This window comes from Sphingomonas sp. NFX23, assembly GCF_049887795.1.
GTDB lineage: Bacteria > Pseudomonadota > Alphaproteobacteria > Sphingomonadales > Sphingomonadaceae > Sphingomonas.
Map to the genome: position 1 here is coordinate 1 of NZ_JAGEKH010000004.1, position 14,007 is coordinate 14,007.

The 14,007-nt window shown below is 65.4% G+C and carries 12 protein-coding genes and 1 tRNA gene; 3 read left to right on the forward strand and 10 right to left on the reverse strand.

Going from position 1 to position 14,007, the window contains the following annotated elements; translation table 11 throughout:
- Window positions 1-225: 225 nt before the first annotated feature.
- Window positions 226-1,779, reverse strand: coding sequence for an aldehyde dehydrogenase (NADP(+)) (locus J4O76_RS10965; protein ID WP_426281871.1), 1,554 nt, complete (start codon window positions 1,777-1,779; stop codon window positions 226-228).
- 413 nt (window positions 1,780-2,192) lie between these two features.
- Between J4O76_RS10965 and J4O76_RS10970 the strand changes: the two genes are divergently transcribed.
- Both J4O76_RS10970 and J4O76_RS10975 read left to right on the forward strand, forming a co-directional pair.
- Window positions 2,193-3,284, forward strand: a complete 1,092-nt coding sequence (locus tag J4O76_RS10970; protein WP_426281872.1) for a LacI family DNA-binding transcriptional regulator — start codon at window positions 2,193-2,195, stop codon at window positions 3,282-3,284.
- A gap of 81 nt (window positions 3,285-3,365) precedes the next feature.
- Entirely contained in the window at window positions 3,366-5,144 is a 1,779-nt protein-coding gene (locus tag J4O76_RS10975) for an IlvD/Edd family dehydratase (protein ID WP_426281873.1), read from the forward strand.
- Window positions 5,145-5,577: 433 nt separating this feature from the next.
- Here J4O76_RS10975 and J4O76_RS10980 read toward each other — a convergent pair whose 3' ends face one another.
- From J4O76_RS10980 to J4O76_RS11000, 5 genes are all read right to left on the reverse strand, one after another.
- Complete coding sequence (locus tag J4O76_RS10980) at window positions 5,578-6,993, reverse strand: sugar porter family MFS transporter (protein ID WP_426281875.1); 1,416 nt, start codon at window positions 6,991-6,993, stop codon at window positions 5,578-5,580.
- 72 nt (window positions 6,994-7,065) lie between these two features.
- Window positions 7,066-7,974, reverse strand: a complete 909-nt coding sequence (locus tag J4O76_RS10985) for an SMP-30/gluconolactonase/LRE family protein (protein ID WP_426281876.1) — start codon at window positions 7,972-7,974, stop codon at window positions 7,066-7,068.
- Window positions 7,958-8,725: an SDR family NAD(P)-dependent oxidoreductase gene (locus tag J4O76_RS10990; RefSeq protein WP_426282427.1), complete on the reverse strand. Its 768-nt coding sequence runs from the start codon at window positions 8,723-8,725 to the stop codon at window positions 7,958-7,960. Before J4O76_RS10990 ends, J4O76_RS10985 begins: the two co-directional genes overlap by 17 nt.
- 22 nt (window positions 8,726-8,747) lie before the next feature.
- A complete protein-coding gene (locus tag J4O76_RS10995; protein ID WP_426282428.1) occupies window positions 8,748-9,917 on the reverse strand; it encodes a fumarylacetoacetate hydrolase family protein in 1,170 nt (389 codons plus the stop codon).
- 295 nt (window positions 9,918-10,212) lie between these two features.
- A tRNA-Arg gene (locus J4O76_RS11000) sits at window positions 10,213-10,289 on the reverse strand.
- A 61-nt stretch (window positions 10,290-10,350) separates the two neighbouring features.
- On the opposite strand from J4O76_RS11000, the gene J4O76_RS11005 reads away from it, so the two are divergent.
- A complete protein-coding gene (locus J4O76_RS11005; RefSeq protein ID WP_426281877.1) occupies window positions 10,351-11,106 on the forward strand; it encodes a queuosine precursor transporter in 756 nt (251 codons plus the stop codon).
- A gap of 170 nt (window positions 11,107-11,276) precedes the next feature.
- Here the strand turns inward: J4O76_RS11005 and purQ are convergent, their stop codons facing one another.
- From purQ to J4O76_RS11025, 4 genes are all read right to left on the reverse strand, one after another.
- The gene (gene purQ / locus J4O76_RS11010) at window positions 11,277-11,945 is read right to left on the reverse strand and encodes a phosphoribosylformylglycinamidine synthase subunit PurQ (RefSeq protein ID WP_056482417.1); all 669 of its coding nucleotides are present in this window, start codon (window positions 11,943-11,945) and stop codon (window positions 11,277-11,279) included.
- Window positions 11,942-12,172: a phosphoribosylformylglycinamidine synthase subunit PurS gene (gene purS, locus J4O76_RS11015; RefSeq protein ID WP_056482414.1), complete on the reverse strand. Its 231-nt coding sequence runs from the start codon at window positions 12,170-12,172 to the stop codon at window positions 11,942-11,944. The genes purQ and purS overlap by 4 nt, the downstream gene beginning before the upstream one ends.
- On the reverse strand, window positions 12,173-12,952 hold the full coding sequence (gene purC / locus J4O76_RS11020; protein WP_056050712.1) for a phosphoribosylaminoimidazolesuccinocarboxamide synthase: 780 nt from the start codon (window positions 12,950-12,952) through the stop codon (window positions 12,173-12,175).
- Between the two features lie 155 nt (window positions 12,953-13,107).
- Window positions 13,108-13,965: a hypothetical protein gene (locus J4O76_RS11025; RefSeq protein WP_426281878.1), complete on the reverse strand. Its 858-nt coding sequence runs from the start codon at window positions 13,963-13,965 to the stop codon at window positions 13,108-13,110.
- Window positions 13,966-14,007: the final 42 nt, after the last annotated feature.

Below are 14,007 nucleotides of genomic sequence, written 5' to 3' on the forward strand. Positions count from 1 at the left end.
GCTAACGGAGCGTTACCCTTCATTACGACAACCTCTCCAACTGGGCCCCGGCCTTCGCCGGGGTGGTGATCGGTAAGCCGGGGTGGTGGCCAGTAACAGGCATTCGACCCCAAGCATGTTTCCCCGCGAAGGCGTGGACCCAGACTGGGCTCCCGCCTTCGCGGGAGAACAAGGAGGAGGGGGCTGCCATGCGAGAGCACCCCCTTCCTCATCTCCATAACCCGATCAGCCCTCGGTGCGAGGCAGGCCCAACGGGTTGTCGTGCTTGACCGCCTTGGGGAGCAACGCGTCGGGCAGGTCCTGGTAGCAGACCGGGCGCAGGAAGCGCTCGATCGCAGCCGTACCGACCGAGGTCGTGCGCGGGTCCGACGTCGCGGGGAAAGGCCCGCCATGCACCATCGCCGGCGCAACCTCGACGCCCGTCGGCCAGCCGTTCGCGAGGATGCGACCGGCCTTGCGCTCGAGCACCGGCACCAGCGTCGCAGCGTCGGCATAATCACCCTCGTCGATCTGCAGCGTGATCGTCAGCTGGCCCTCGACCTGTTCGAGAACCTGGCGGACCTCGGCGAGGTCGGCGCAGCGGACGATGATCGAGGCCGCACCGAACACTTCATGCGACAGCGCAGGGTCGGCGACGAACGCCTTGCCGGTGGTCGAGAACAAAGCCGCACGACCGCGGTTTGCGCCCTCGGCCTCGGTGCCGCGAGCGAGCGTCTCGACCGCATCGTGACCGGCGAGCGCGGCGACGCCCTTGTCGTAGCTGGCATGGATGCCGGGGGTCAGCATGACCTGTGGCGCAGCCTCGCCAAGGGCGGCAGCGGCGGCTTCGACGAAGGTGTCGAGGTCTGGACCATCGACCGCGACGACGATTCCGGGGTTGGTGCAGAACTGGCCCGAGCCCATCGTCAGCGAGCCAACATAGGCCTTGCCGAGCGCTTCGCCGCGCGCCGCGAGAGCCGCGGGGAACAGGATTACGGGGTTGACGCTGCTCATCTCGGCATAGACCGGGATCGGCTCGGGGCGGGCTGCGGCGAGTGCCACCAGGGCCAAGCCACCGCCGCGCGAACCGGTGAAGCCAACCGCCTTGATGCGCGCATCCTTGACGAGTGCGGCGCCGAGTTCGTTCGCGGGACCCTGGACCAGCGAGAACACGCCCTCGGGCAGGCCGCACTTGGCGACCGCGGCCTGGATCGCCTTGCCGACCATCACCGACGTGCCGGGATGCGCGGGGTGACCCTTGACCACGACCGGGCAGCCGGCGGCGAGTGCGGAGGCGGTGTCGCCGCCAGCAACCGAGAAGGCGAGCGGGAAGTTGGATGCACCGAACACCGCGACCGGGCCGACCGCGATGCGGCGCTGGCGAAGGTCGGAGCGGGGAGCGGGCTTACGATCGGGCTGTGCTTCGTCGATGACGACCGAGGCCCAGGTGCCGGCGCGGAGATGCTTGGCGAACAGGCGGAGCTGACCGGTGGTGCGACCGCGCTCGCCTTCGAGGCGTGGGCGGGGCAGGCCGCTTTCCTGGATAGCGCGGGCGACGAGCGGATCGTGGATAGCCTCGATCTCGTCGGCGATCGTCTCGAGGAATTTCGCACGCGTTTCGGGGTCGGTTTCGCGGAAAATGTCGAACGCTGCTTCGGCGAGCTTGCAGGCTTCCGCAACGTCTTCTTCGCTCGAAACGGCAAAGGCCGGTTCGATCTTCGCATCGGTCGACGGGTCGATCGCGAGGAAGGTGACGTCGCTGTCTACGGCGCGCGCGCCGATCGGGAAGGTACCGTCCATGTCAGTTCTCCAAATCAAATCGAGGGACGCGCCAACCGGAACGGCGGTGCGTCGGGAAGTCGTCGGCCAAGATGCGCCGAGGCCACAAAGGTCGCGCTATCACTCTCGGCACATTCTTCAATGTGGTGCGAAGGCGAACCATGTTCCAGTGCGTAGCAGCAGTCGCGGACGGCAATGTGACACCGAGGCCATGGCTTGGGTAGAGTGTACGGATCAGATTGTATCGCACGCGCACTCCCCGTCCGTCCCATATGTGCTTGCTGCCCGGTAAGGCAAAACCGATTGTCCGACTAATCTTGGGAGCGATAACACGCAAGAGCGAACGGCGGCGGCGCGATGTTCTCTGAGTATACGACCACGGTAACTCAGATTACATGCTGATAATATGGCAATCACCTGCTAAAAAGCGCGGCATGAGCCTCGCCACGCGCAAGCCGCGCAACACTTCGGGCCGCAGAAGCGGCGCACCCACCATTTCCGACGTCGCGGTTCTCGCAGGCGTCTCACCGATGACCGTCTCGCGCGTCATCAACGGGGAAGCGAAGGTCCGGGAGGCGACGCGCGAGGCGGTCAATGTCGCAATCGATACGCTGCGATACGCACCTAACCGCGCCGCGCGCAGCCTGGCCGGCGGCGGGCAGATGCGGATCGGCCTGCTCTACAGCAATCCGAGCGCGGCGTATCTGAGCGAGTTCCTGGTCGGCAGCCTGGAACAGGCGAGCCGCAGCGACGTCCAGTTGATCGTCGAGAAATGCGACATCGGCGACCATGAGATCGAGGTTGCGCGGCACATGATCGAAAGCGGGATCGACGGCGTGATCCTGCCGCCGCCGCTGTGCGATTCGCGCGCGGTGCTCGACGTGCTGACGGAAGCCGGCGTGCCGACCGTCGTCGTCGCGACCGGATCGCCGCCGGATGGGTCGGCTGCGGTCACGATCGACGATTTCGAAGCTGCCCGCGCGATGACCGAACACCTTGTTAAGCTGGGTCATTCGCGGATTGGGTTCATCATCGGCAACCCGAACCAGACCGCGAGCCGGCTTCGTCACGAGGGGTATCTCGCGGCGATTGCCGATGCCGGTCTGGCGCCAGACGAGTCGCTGGTGGTGGGCGGCCTGTTTACCTATCGCTCCGGGCTCGACGGTGCCGAGCAATTGCTCGACGCGAAGGATGCACCCACCGCGATCTTCGCCAGCAACGACGACATGGCGGCGGCGACCGTCGCGGTCGCGCATCGCCGCGGTCTGGACGTGCCGGGCGACCTGACGGTGTGCGGGTTCGACGACAGCGCGCTTGCGACGACGATCTGGCCCGAACTGACAACCATCCACCAGCCGATCGCCGACATGTCGCGCGCGGCGGTCGAACTGCTCGTATCGGCGATCTTCAATCGTCGCAGCGGCGGCAAGGATGCGAACGGCCATGTCGTGCTCGATTACACGCTGGTCCGCCGTCAGTCGGACGCTGCGCCGCGTCGCCGACCACCGTCGCGCGTTCACTTATAGTGTTTGCAGGCGCTTGACCGACCGACGACCCTCGCGGTAGCGCTCCCATCAGATAATCGACCGCGTTCAGGAGAGTTTGCAGTGGACCGTGTACCGGTGAAGCCGTTCCGATCGCGCGACTGGTTCGCCGATCCCGCCCGCTCGGACATGACCGCGCTCTATCTCGAACGCTTCATGAATTACGGGCTGACCCCGGCGGAACTGCGCTCGGGCCGGCCGATCATCGGCATCGCGCAGTCGGGCAGCGACCTGTCGCCGTGCAACCGCATCCATCTGGAACTCGCCAAGCGGACGCGGGACGGGATTCGTGATGCGGGCGGCATCGCGATGGAGTTCCCGGTCCATCCTATCTTCGAGAATTGCCGGCGGCCGACCGCGGCACTCGACCGCAACCTGGCGTATTTGGGGCTGGTCGAGACGCTGTATGGCTATCCGATCGACGCGGTCGTGCTGACCACCGGTTGCGACAAGACCACGCCGTCGGGCATCATGGCGGCGTCGACCGTCGATATCCCCGCGATCGTGCTGTCGGGCGGACCGATGCTCGATGGCTGGCATGACGGCGAGCTGGTCGGTTCGGGGACGGTTATCTGGCGCAGCCGGCGCAAGCTCGCCGCGGGTGAGATCGACGAGGAGGAATTCCTCAACCGCGCCACCGACAGTGCGCCGTCCGCCGGGCATTGCAACACGATGGGCACGGCCTCGACGATGAACGCGGTCGCCGAGGCGCTCGGGCTGTCGTTGACGGGTTGCGCGGCGATCCCTGCGCCGTACCGCGAGCGCGGGCAGATGGCGTACGAGACCGGCCGCCGGATCGTCGAGATGGCGTATGAGGATCTGCGCCCCTCGAAGATTCTCACGCGCGAGAGCTTCTTGAACGCGATCCGCGTGGTCAGCGCGATCGGCGGGTCGAGCAACGCGCAGCCGCACATCATGGCGATGGCGCAGCACGCCGGCGTCACGCTGTATCCAGAGGACTGGTCGGATCACGGCTACGATCTGCCGTTGCTGGTCAACATGCAGCCGGCGGGCAAGTATCTCGGCGAGCGGTTCCACCGGGCGGGCGGCGTGCCCGCGGTGCTGCACGAACTGATTGCCGGCGGGAAGCTCGACACGAGCTGCCTGACCGTCACGGGGCGGTCGATCGGCGAGAACATCGCCGGGCGTGAGACGCGCGACCGCGAGATGATCAAGCCGTTCGACGCGCCGATGATGGAGCGCGCCGGCTTCCTGGTGCTGAAGGGCAATCTGTTCGATTTCGGGATCATGAAGACGTCGGTGATCTCGCCGGCGTTCCGCACGCGCTATCTCTCGACTCCGGGGGCCGAGGATCGGTTCGAGGCGCGGGCGATCGTGTTCGAGGGCTCGGACGATTATCATCACCGCATTAACGATCCTGCGCTGGAGATCGACGAGGGCTGCATCCTGGTGATCCGCGGCGCCGGGCCGATCGGGTGGCCCGGCTCGGCGGAAGTCGTCAACATGCAGCCGCCCGACGCGCTGATCCAGCGCGGCGTGCTCGCGCTGCCGACGCTCGGCGACGGGCGCCAGTCCGGGACGTCGGACAGTCCTTCGATCCTGAACGTGTCGCCTGAGAGCGCTGTCGGCGGCGGGTTATCGTGGATTCGGACGGGCGATGTGGTCCGGATCGATCTGGTCGCTGGGACCTGCGATGCGTTGGTCGAGGCCGACGAGATTGCGCGGCGAAAGGGCGAGGGGCTGCCACCGGTGCCTGAGAGCAATACGCCGTGGGAGGAACTCTACCGCGAGAAGACCGGGCAGCTTGCCGAAGGCGGCGTGCTCGATTTCGCGGTAAAGTATCGTGGGATTTCAGCGAAGACGCCTCGACATAACCACTGAGCCTGAGGCCTGGCGTCTGAGGGTGGGGCTTGGTGTCTCACCCCATCTTTAAGCGACTGATCATCTTCCGCGCCAAGAATGCATATGGCCGAGCCTTGCGATCAATGCGCAGGGCTCAGCCAATCTGGTTTCGCGCCTCCGCTGGATTGACCGAGGGAGGCGGCCAAGCGTCTCGAAACGCGGTATCATGAACCGAAGTCGTCCCCCAAAAAGCGCCTCCCCGGCGGAGGCCGGGGCCCAGTTGGGGGACGTTGCTAACGGAGGAAGGTCCGCCGTTACTTCCGCCTTGCCAACTGGGCCCCGGCCTCCGCCGGGGTAGTGCTATTGGAGGGAGGTCGTTGGCTGTCTGACTTAATACAGGCCAAGTCCAACTTCTGCATGAGCCATCGGACCTAACCGGACCGCGACCCAACCCGTGGTCCGGTGGTCGGTATTACCCCACCATGTCTTCCAGCTCGCGGCCACGCGTTTCCGAAACCATCTTCCAGACGAAGAAGAACGAGACGAACGCGGACAGTGCGTAGAAGCCGTAGGTGAGCGACAGACCGAGCGAGATCGCCATCGTGGGGAAGCTCACCGAGATCGCGAAGTTGGCGAACCACTGCGCAAAGCCCGCGACCGCCAGACCCGAACCGCGGATCTGCGTTGGGAACATCTCGCCGAGCATCACCCACATGATCGGGCCCCAGCTCAAGTTGAAGAACACGACATACGCATTGGCTGCGATCAGTGCGATCAGGCCGTTGCGATCCGACAGGTGCAGCGAACCCTCGACGATCGCGCCGCTGGCGAAGCAGATCGCGACGATCGACAGCGCGACGGTCATGCCGGCCGAACCGATCAGCAGGAGCGGCTTGCGGCCGACCTTGTCGACCAGCGCGACGGTGAGCAGGCAGGCGATGATCGACAGCGAGCCCGACAGGATGTTGATCAGCAGTGCATCGCTCTCGCTGAAGCCGACCGACTGCCACAGCACCGAGCCGTAGTAGAACACGATGTTGATGCCGACGAACTGCTGGAAGATCGCCAGGCCGATGCCGGTCCAGACGATCGGGCGAATCTTGCCGCTCGCCTTGTCGATCAGGTCGGACAGCTTGGGACGGTGCGCGTCGACCGACAGCGAGCCGCGGATCTCGGCGACCTTGCGCGTGGCCTCGGCGGCACCGAACAGGCGCGTGAGAACGACCTGCGCCTCGTCGTAACGGCCCTTGAGCACCAGGAAGCGCGGGCTTTCGGGGATCAGGAACAGCGTCGCGAGATAGATCGCGGCGGGGATGACCTGCATCCAGAACATCCAGCGCCATGCCGGGTAATCGAGCCAGAACAACGCGGTCGACGATCCGGCGATGCGCGCGAGATACCAGTTGGCGACGAACGCGCCGGTCAGCCCGGTGATGATCATGATCTGCTGCACGCTCGAAAGCCGGCCGCGGACGTTCGCGGGAACGACTTCGGAGATGTAGACCGGGGCGAGCACGCTGGCGGCGCCGATGCCGAGGCCGCCGACGATGCGCGCGAGCACGAACATCGTGGCCGACGTTGCCGCACCTGCCGCGAGTGCGCTGACGATGAAGAGCACCGCGGCGATCATCATGACGTTGCGGCGGCCAAGGTTGTCGGCAAGCCGCCCGGCCATGAACGCGCCGACCGACGAGCCGATCAGGATCGCGCCGACGGTGAAGCCGGTGCCGAGCGACGACAGCGCGAACGTGCTCTCGAGCCCCGCCTGCGTACCGTTGATGACGCCCGAGTCATAGCCGAACATGAACCCGCCAATGGTCGCGACGATGACGATCATCGCAATCAGGGCTCGGTTCACTTGGGGCGCGGATTCTGCCGCTATAGTCATTGGTTTTCCTCTCCGTGACGGCGCTCTAACGGCGACGCTTATCGTGAATGGGGTGTCGTGAAATGGGTTGCACTAAAGTGTGACGGGTTCGACCGGGACGCCGGGAATGGCGACGCGGAAGGTGAACAGGTTTCCGGCGAGCGGCTGGGCTGCGAGCGCCTCGTCGTCGAGGCCTTTCGCGGCGGTCGTCGCATAGGCGGTGCGACCGTCGGGCCCACCGAGCGCGATCTTGGTGATGTTCGCGACGGGGAAGCGGACAATGTCCGTGCAAGTGCCGTCTGGCGCGAACCGGCGTGCCGCCCAGCCGCCGAAGAACCCGACCCAGACGCCACCTTCGGAATCGCAGATCGCCCCGTCGGGGTGACCATCGTCGGGGCCGATCGTCAGGAAAAGCCGTGGCTCGCCGACATTACCGTCCGCGTCGATCGGGTAGGCGTCGATCCGCTTGCCGAGCGTGTCGACCGCATACAGCGTGCGGCCGTCGGGCGAGATCGCTGGGCCATTGGTGATCGCGACGGGCGGGATCTCCGTCTTGGTTAGTTCACCGTCATGCCAGTGATAGACGTGGCCGGTGTCCTCGGACTCAGCGTTATCCATCGTCCCGAACCATACGCGCCCGGTGGGATCGCGCGCGGCATCGTTCAGGCGATTGCCGGGAGTTTCGGCGTGAACGACCGCAATCTCGTCGAATGCGCCGGTCGCCGGATCGAACCGGTGGAGCGCGCCACGGACGCCGGCGAGAAACCCGCCATCGTCTGCCGGAATGATCCAGCCGATCTGGTCTGGCGCCTTCCAGGTGTCGAGCGCTCCCGTCGCCGGATCGAACCGGTGCACGCACGGCGACTTGATGTCGACGAACCAGAGCGCGGCGTCACGCGCGATCCAGATCGGGCCCTCGCCGAGCGTCGCGCCGACGTCGCAGATGCTTTCCGCGGTCGTTTCGGCGGGAACCGCGCGGCTCATCTCAACGCCACCCGGCATCGACGAAATAATCGTGACCGGTGCACATCCGCGCATCGTCCGACGCGAGGAACAGCACCAGCGCCGCGACGTCCGCAGGCTGCACGCGCGTTTTCAGACACTGCGCCGCGATGATCTCGGCCTCACCCTCGGGCGTGTACCATTTGAGCTGGCGCGGCGTCTCGACGTTGCCCGGGACGATCGTGTTGACGCGGATGCCGTCACCACCCAGATCGCGCGCCATCGCGCGGGTCATACCCTCGATGCCGGCCTTGGCCGTCTGGTAGATCAGCAGTTCGGGCAGCGCGAGATGCCACGAGATCGAGCCGAAATTGAGGATCACGCCACCGCCTGCGCGCTTCATCGACGGCACCACGGCTTGCCCTGCGAAGAACAGGTGGCGCAAATTGGTCGCCATCCGCTCGTCCCAATAAGCGGGCGTGATCTCTTCGATCGTGTGGCGATCGTCGTTCGCGGCATTGTTGATCAGCACGTCGATCCCGCCCAGCCGGTCCTCGATCGTCGCGACGGTCGTCTTCAGCGCATCGACGTCACGCAGGTCGAGCGGCAGGAATATCGGTGCGGTCGCGACGTCGGGCGTCAGCGTCTCGATCAGCGCCTCCGCGGCGTCTTTGGCCATATCGACGAACGCGACATGCGCCCCCTGACGCGCGAACGCCTCGACCAGACCGGCGCCGATCCCCGACGCGCCGCCGGTGATCAGGACGCGCTTGCCCTTCAGGCTAGGATAGATCGCCGTCTGGTCGGCCATTTCGGTCTTCTGCAACACGCGCTTACGCCCCTTGATTCTTGGTATGGCCGAGCAGCCCCCGGCTCGCGAGATTGCGCATCAGGTCGCCGATCCCGTAATTCCACGGCGCCGCATCCTTCGACGTCGTCACCGGATTGACCAGCGCGCCGAGCTTCGGGTTCGAGATCGTGACGACGTCGCCGACCGCATGCGTGAAGCCGCGGCCGGGCTCGTCGCGGTCCTGCGTCGGTGCGAACAGTGTGCCGAGGAACAGCACGAAGCCGTCGGGATATTGATGCTCGCTCATCGCCTGGCGAACGAGTTCCTCGGGATCGCGGCTGATCTGGTCCATCGAACTGCTGCCGTCGAGCCGGTAGCCGTCGGCGCCTTCGATCGTCAGCGCGATCTGTGCCGCGCGGACGTCGTCCATGCCGAAATTCTCGTCGAACAGCCGGATGAACGGCCCGATCGAGCAGGACGCGTTGTTGTCCTTGGCCTTGCCGAGCAGGAGCGCCGACCGCCCCTCAAAATCGCGCAGATTGACGTCGTTGCCGAGCGCCGCGCCGACCGTGCGGCCGTTGCGGTCGACGACGAGCACGACTTCGGGTTCGGGATTGTTCCAGGTGGAGTCGGAGCGGATACCGATTTCGCCACCCCAGCCGATCGTCGACAGCGTCGGACCCTTGGTGAAGATCTCCGCATCGGGGCCGATCGCGACCTCGAGATACTGCGACCACATGCCGTCTTCGATCAGCGCGGCCTTCAGCGCAGCGGCTTCGGGCGAGCCAGGGACGACCGAGCGAATGCTGCCGCCGACGCGCTCTTCGAGGCGGGCACGGACCGCGGTCGCCGCGGACGCGTCGCCACGTGCGCGCTCCTCGATCACGCGTTCGAGCGCGGATACGGCGAAGGTAACGCCCGATGCCTTGACGACATGGAGATCGATCGGGCTGAGCAGACGGGTCTTGCCATCGGCCGCTGGCGTCAGGTTCAAGTCGCCGAGGGCACCGAGATCGGCGCCGGCATCGGTATCGAAATCCCCACCCGCGACCAAATCGGCGACTGTCGGCGCGACGGCGGACATTTCATACACGCGGCCATCGCGAACGATCACGGGCGTCGGACCGTCGCCAAGGTCGATACGACCGAGCAACGCCGCCTGTTCCCAGTCGACGGGCAAAGCCCCCGCCGACGTGAATGCGATCTTCACGATGTTATCCCCTCCGTTTTTGTTAGCGGTACCGTACGCTGCGCAGCGTCAGCGTCAAGTCCCCAATCCTGACGTCACGTCGGTGACCCGTCCCAGACGTAACGACGATTCAAGTAAACGCGACCGATTAATCGCACAATTAAAATATGGGAAGGCGGTGTCCGGCAGCCGATAACTGCGTACAGAAAGCCTCACAGGCGCTACCAAAACTGTGGTATCGATATCATCCGCGTCTAGCCTTGCACTCATGCGCGAGGTCCCATGGGTGCCTAAAGCACGGCGAGAGCGACTTGCGAGTTGGCGCGCCCGGAGGGGTTCGAACCCCCGACCGAGGAGGTAGAAGCTCCTTGCTCTATCCAGCTGAGCTACGGGCGCGCGCTGCGGCGACGACTAGCGCGGATTGTGCGGGCTTGGAACCTCGATCATAACGCCGGGCATGGAAATTGGAACGGATCAGGCGCCCGGGCTCGAACCGGTGGACGCGAGCGCGGTCGGCGGCGCGCAGTTTCGCTATTTCGATTTCGTGATGGCGGCGTTCGTCACGATCCTGCTGCTGTCGAACGTGATCGGGGCGGGCAAGCGCGCGGTGATCGACCTGCCGTTCATCGGCGCGTGGCCGTTCGGCGCGGGCATCCTGTTCTTTCCGGTCAGCTATGTGATCGGCGACGTCCTGACCGAGGTCTACGGCTATGCGTATGCGCGGCGCTGCATCTGGGCGGGGTTCGGCGCGATGTTGTTCATGGTGTTCATGTCCACGGTCGTCGTCGCGCTGCCGCCCGATGCCGGGTGGACGGGGCAGGCGGCGTATGAGTCCGTGTTCGGACAGGTGCCGCGGATCGTGTTCGCGTCGATCTGCGCGTTCTGGGTGGGAGAATTTGCCAACAGCTTCGTGCTCGCGCGGATGAAGATCTGGACGCAGGGGCGGATGCTGTGGACGCGGACGATCGGCAGCACGGTCGTGGGGCAGGCGTTCGACAGCCTGATCTTCTACCCGCTCGCCTTCTACGGCGCACCTGATTGGCCGGTGGAGGCGATGCTGATGGTGATGGTCAGCCAGTTCTTGCTGAAGGTGTCGTGGGAGGTGTTGCTGACGCCGCTTACGTATGTGGCGGTGGGGTGGCTGAAGCGGCGCGAGGGTGTGGATGTGTACGACCGCGGGACGGACTTCTCGCCATTCCGGACCAGGGTTTAGCGCCGGCAACGTAAACATTCCCCCTCCCCGGCGAAGGCCGGGGTCCAGTTGGAAAGGTTGCAATAATGGAGCGCGACCGTCGCCAGCAACGTGTCCCAACTGGGCCCCGGCCTTCGCCGGGGGGGGCGTGTTTCAGCGTTCAATAAGGAAACGGGTTCAGGTAACGGAGGTTACGCGCTGACGGCTTCCAGCAGGCCTTCGAACAAACGACGGCCATCGGTGCCACCGTGCGCCGCCTCGATCCGACGCTCCGGATGCGGCATCATGCCGAGCACGTTGCCCTTGTCGTTCAACAAACCCGCGATGTTGCGCGCAGAACCGTTGACGCTCTCGGCATAGCGGAAGGCGACGCGGCCTTCGCCTTCGAGGCGGTCGAGTGTCTCGGTGTCGGCGAAGTAATTGCCGTCATGGTGTGCGACCGGGAAGGACACGCGTTCACCCGCGGAATAGCCCGACGTGAACGTCGAGCTCGCCGTCTCGACGGTCAGCGCGACGTCGCGGCAGACGAAGTTCAGCCCCTCGTTGCGCATCAGCGCACCGGGAAGCAGACCCGCCTCGGTCAACACCTGGAAGCCGTTGCAGACACCAAGCACGGGCAAGCCCTTGCCAGCCTGCTCGACGACCGCGCGCATGATCGGCGACCGTGCCGCAATCGCGCCCGAGCGCAGGTAGTCGCCATACGAGAAGCCACCGGGGACCGCGACCAAGCCGACATCCGCCGGCAAGTCCGCATCACCGTGCCAGACCATCAGCGGCTTGACGCCGGTCACCGCCTCCAGCGCGACGGCGATGTCGCGGTCGCAGTTGGAACCCGGAAAGACGATGACGGCGGTCTTCATGCGCGCTCGACCCGGTAATTCTCGATTACCGTGTTGGCGAGCAGCTTGCGGCACATGCCGTCGATCGTCGCGTCGTCGGTGTCGTCGGCGACTTCCAGTTCGATCAGCTTGCCCTGGCGGACGTCGTGCACGCCGTCAAAGCCGAGGCTGCCGAGCGCGTGGTGGATCGCCCGGCCCTGCGGATCGAGCACGCCAGGCTTCAATGTCACGAAAACCTTGAGTTTCATTTACTTGCCCCGGTTCTTGCGATGCTTTTCGAGGTCGAGGACGGCGTTGTCGGCACCCTCGGGCAGCAGGCCGAGACGGCGTGCGACCTCTTGATACGCTTCGACTTCACCACCGAGATCGCGACGGAAGCGATCCTTGTCCATCTTCTCGTTGGTTTCCATGTCCCACAAGCGGCAGCCATCGGGGCTGATCTCGTCCGCGAGGATGATGCGACCGAAGTCGTTGTCGAAGATGCGGCCGAATTCGAGCTTGAAGTCGACCAAGCGGATGCCGACGCCGGCGAACAGCCCGCACAGGAAATCGTTCACGCGGATCGCGAGGTCGGCGATGTCGTGCATCTCCTCCTGGCTCGCCCAGCCGAACGCGGCGATGTGTTCGTCGGAGATCATCGGATCGCCGAGCGCATCGTCCTTGTAGTAATATTCGATGATCGTGCGGGGCAGCTTGGTGCCCTCCTCGATCCCGAGACGCGTCGAGATCGAGCCCGCGGCGACGTTGCGCACGACGACTTCGATCGGGACGATCTCGACCTGGCGGATCAGCTGCTCGCGCATGTTGAGCCGGCGGATGAAGTGCGTCGGCACGCCGATATGATCGAGCAGCGTGAAGATGTGCTCGGAAATCCGGTTGTTGAGCACGCCCTTGCCGTTGATCGTGCCCTTTTTCTGGGCATTGAACGCGGTCGCGTCGTCCTTGAAATACTGGATCAGCGTGCCCGGCTCGGGACCCTCGTAGAGGATCTTGGCCTTGCCTTCGTAGATCTGGCGGCGGCGAGCCATGCGCGGTCCCCTGGAAATCGAGCGATGAAAATCGAGCGGCCCCAGCCTACGCGAGATCGTTCGCGAAGCCGAGGCCGGAATAGGCCGCGCCTATAGGCGAAGGGTGCGGGGGGTGCAATCGCGGCGCATGACTGCCCCCGGAATACTGCCCGATGTCATCGCAAGGGCGGGGACGGCGTGTCGTGGGCAGTCGCGAGCGGTCGGCCGGTCCGACGATCTATGCGCGTCATCAAGTCCGTCCACCAACGCTGGATCCAACGCCGCCAAACCAGGAAGGCCAGCAAGGCCACCACCAGTGGCGGGCCAAGCGCTGCCAGCACCCATAGCAGCGCCGTGACGGTCAAGCCGATCGAGCCGAGCGCAGTGTCGCCAGCATCTTGCAGACGGTCGACCAGGCCGGTCCCGCGGCCGGTCGTATAGTCGAACGACATCGGCGTATTGGCGAGACTTTCGCGCTGTTCGGATGCCGTCGCGGCCGCCGCCGTGGCTTGGCCTTGCGCGACCGCCTGTTGCTGGCGGAGTTCGGCACGTTCGCGCGGGGCCAGATCGGCACGGGCCAGTTCGCGGTCGATCCGGGCGCGTTCGGCAGCGACGTCGGTCCGTTCGGTCGCTGTCGCCGCGGCGGCGGTGGCGACATCGGTTCCGCTGATATCCGCCCCCGTCAGCGTTGCGCCCACGCTCTCCGCTTGCTTCACCCCGGCCCGGCCAAAGGCGCGCGCCAGGGGGGCGGCGATCTTGACCGACAGGCTTGCGCTGACGTCGCCTTGCTGCCCAACCGTGTAGCGCAATCCCGTTATCCGGCAGCGCGTTGGCCCGAGCCGTTCGCAGGCCCGCGCATGTTCCTCCTGAAGATCCGGGATCCGGGACGAGGGTAGCGTCAGGTCATAGCTGTAGTCGAATGCCACCCCGGCGACAGAGTTGCCGGCGATGTCGGGCTCCCCGGCGCTACTTTCGGGAGCCTTGCTGCATCCGGCGAGGGACAACGCGATAGCGCCACTAACAACCCACTTCATGGACAGTCTCCCGTGATCGATCTAATCACTATCGATTAAGTG

Bases quoted from the DNA above. Each gene is read 5' to 3' on its own strand.
- J4O76_RS10965 (WP_426281871.1), bottom strand. From the start codon at position 1,779: ATGGACGGTACCTTCCCGATCGGCGCGCGCGCCGTAGACAGCGACGTC.
- J4O76_RS10970 (WP_426281872.1), top strand. From the start codon at position 2,193: ATGAGCCTCGCCACGCGCAAGCCGCGCAACACTTCGGGCCGCAGAAGC.
- J4O76_RS10980 (WP_426281875.1), bottom strand. From the start codon at position 6,993: ATGACTATAGCGGCAGAATCCGCGCCCCAAGTGAACCGAGCCCTGATT.
- J4O76_RS10985 (WP_426281876.1), bottom strand. From the start codon at position 7,974: ATGCCGGGTGGCGTTGAGATGAGCCGCGCGGTTCCCGCCGAAACGACC.
- J4O76_RS10990 (WP_426282427.1), bottom strand. From the start codon at position 8,725: ATGGCCGACCAGACGGCGATCTATCCTAGCCTGAAGGGCAAGCGCGTC.
- J4O76_RS11005 (WP_426281877.1), top strand. From the start codon at position 10,351: ATGGAAATTGGAACGGATCAGGCGCCCGGGCTCGAACCGGTGGACGCG.
- purQ (WP_056482417.1), bottom strand. From the start codon at position 11,945: ATGAAGACCGCCGTCATCGTCTTTCCGGGTTCCAACTGCGACCGCGAC.
- purS (WP_056482414.1), bottom strand. From the start codon at position 12,172: ATGAAACTCAAGGTTTTCGTGACATTGAAGCCTGGCGTGCTCGATCCG.
- purC (WP_056050712.1), bottom strand. From the start codon at position 12,952: ATGGCTCGCCGCCGCCAGATCTACGAAGGCAAGGCCAAGATCCTCTAC.
- J4O76_RS11025 (WP_426281878.1), bottom strand. From the start codon at position 13,965: ATGAAGTGGGTTGTTAGTGGCGCTATCGCGTTGTCCCTCGCCGGATGC.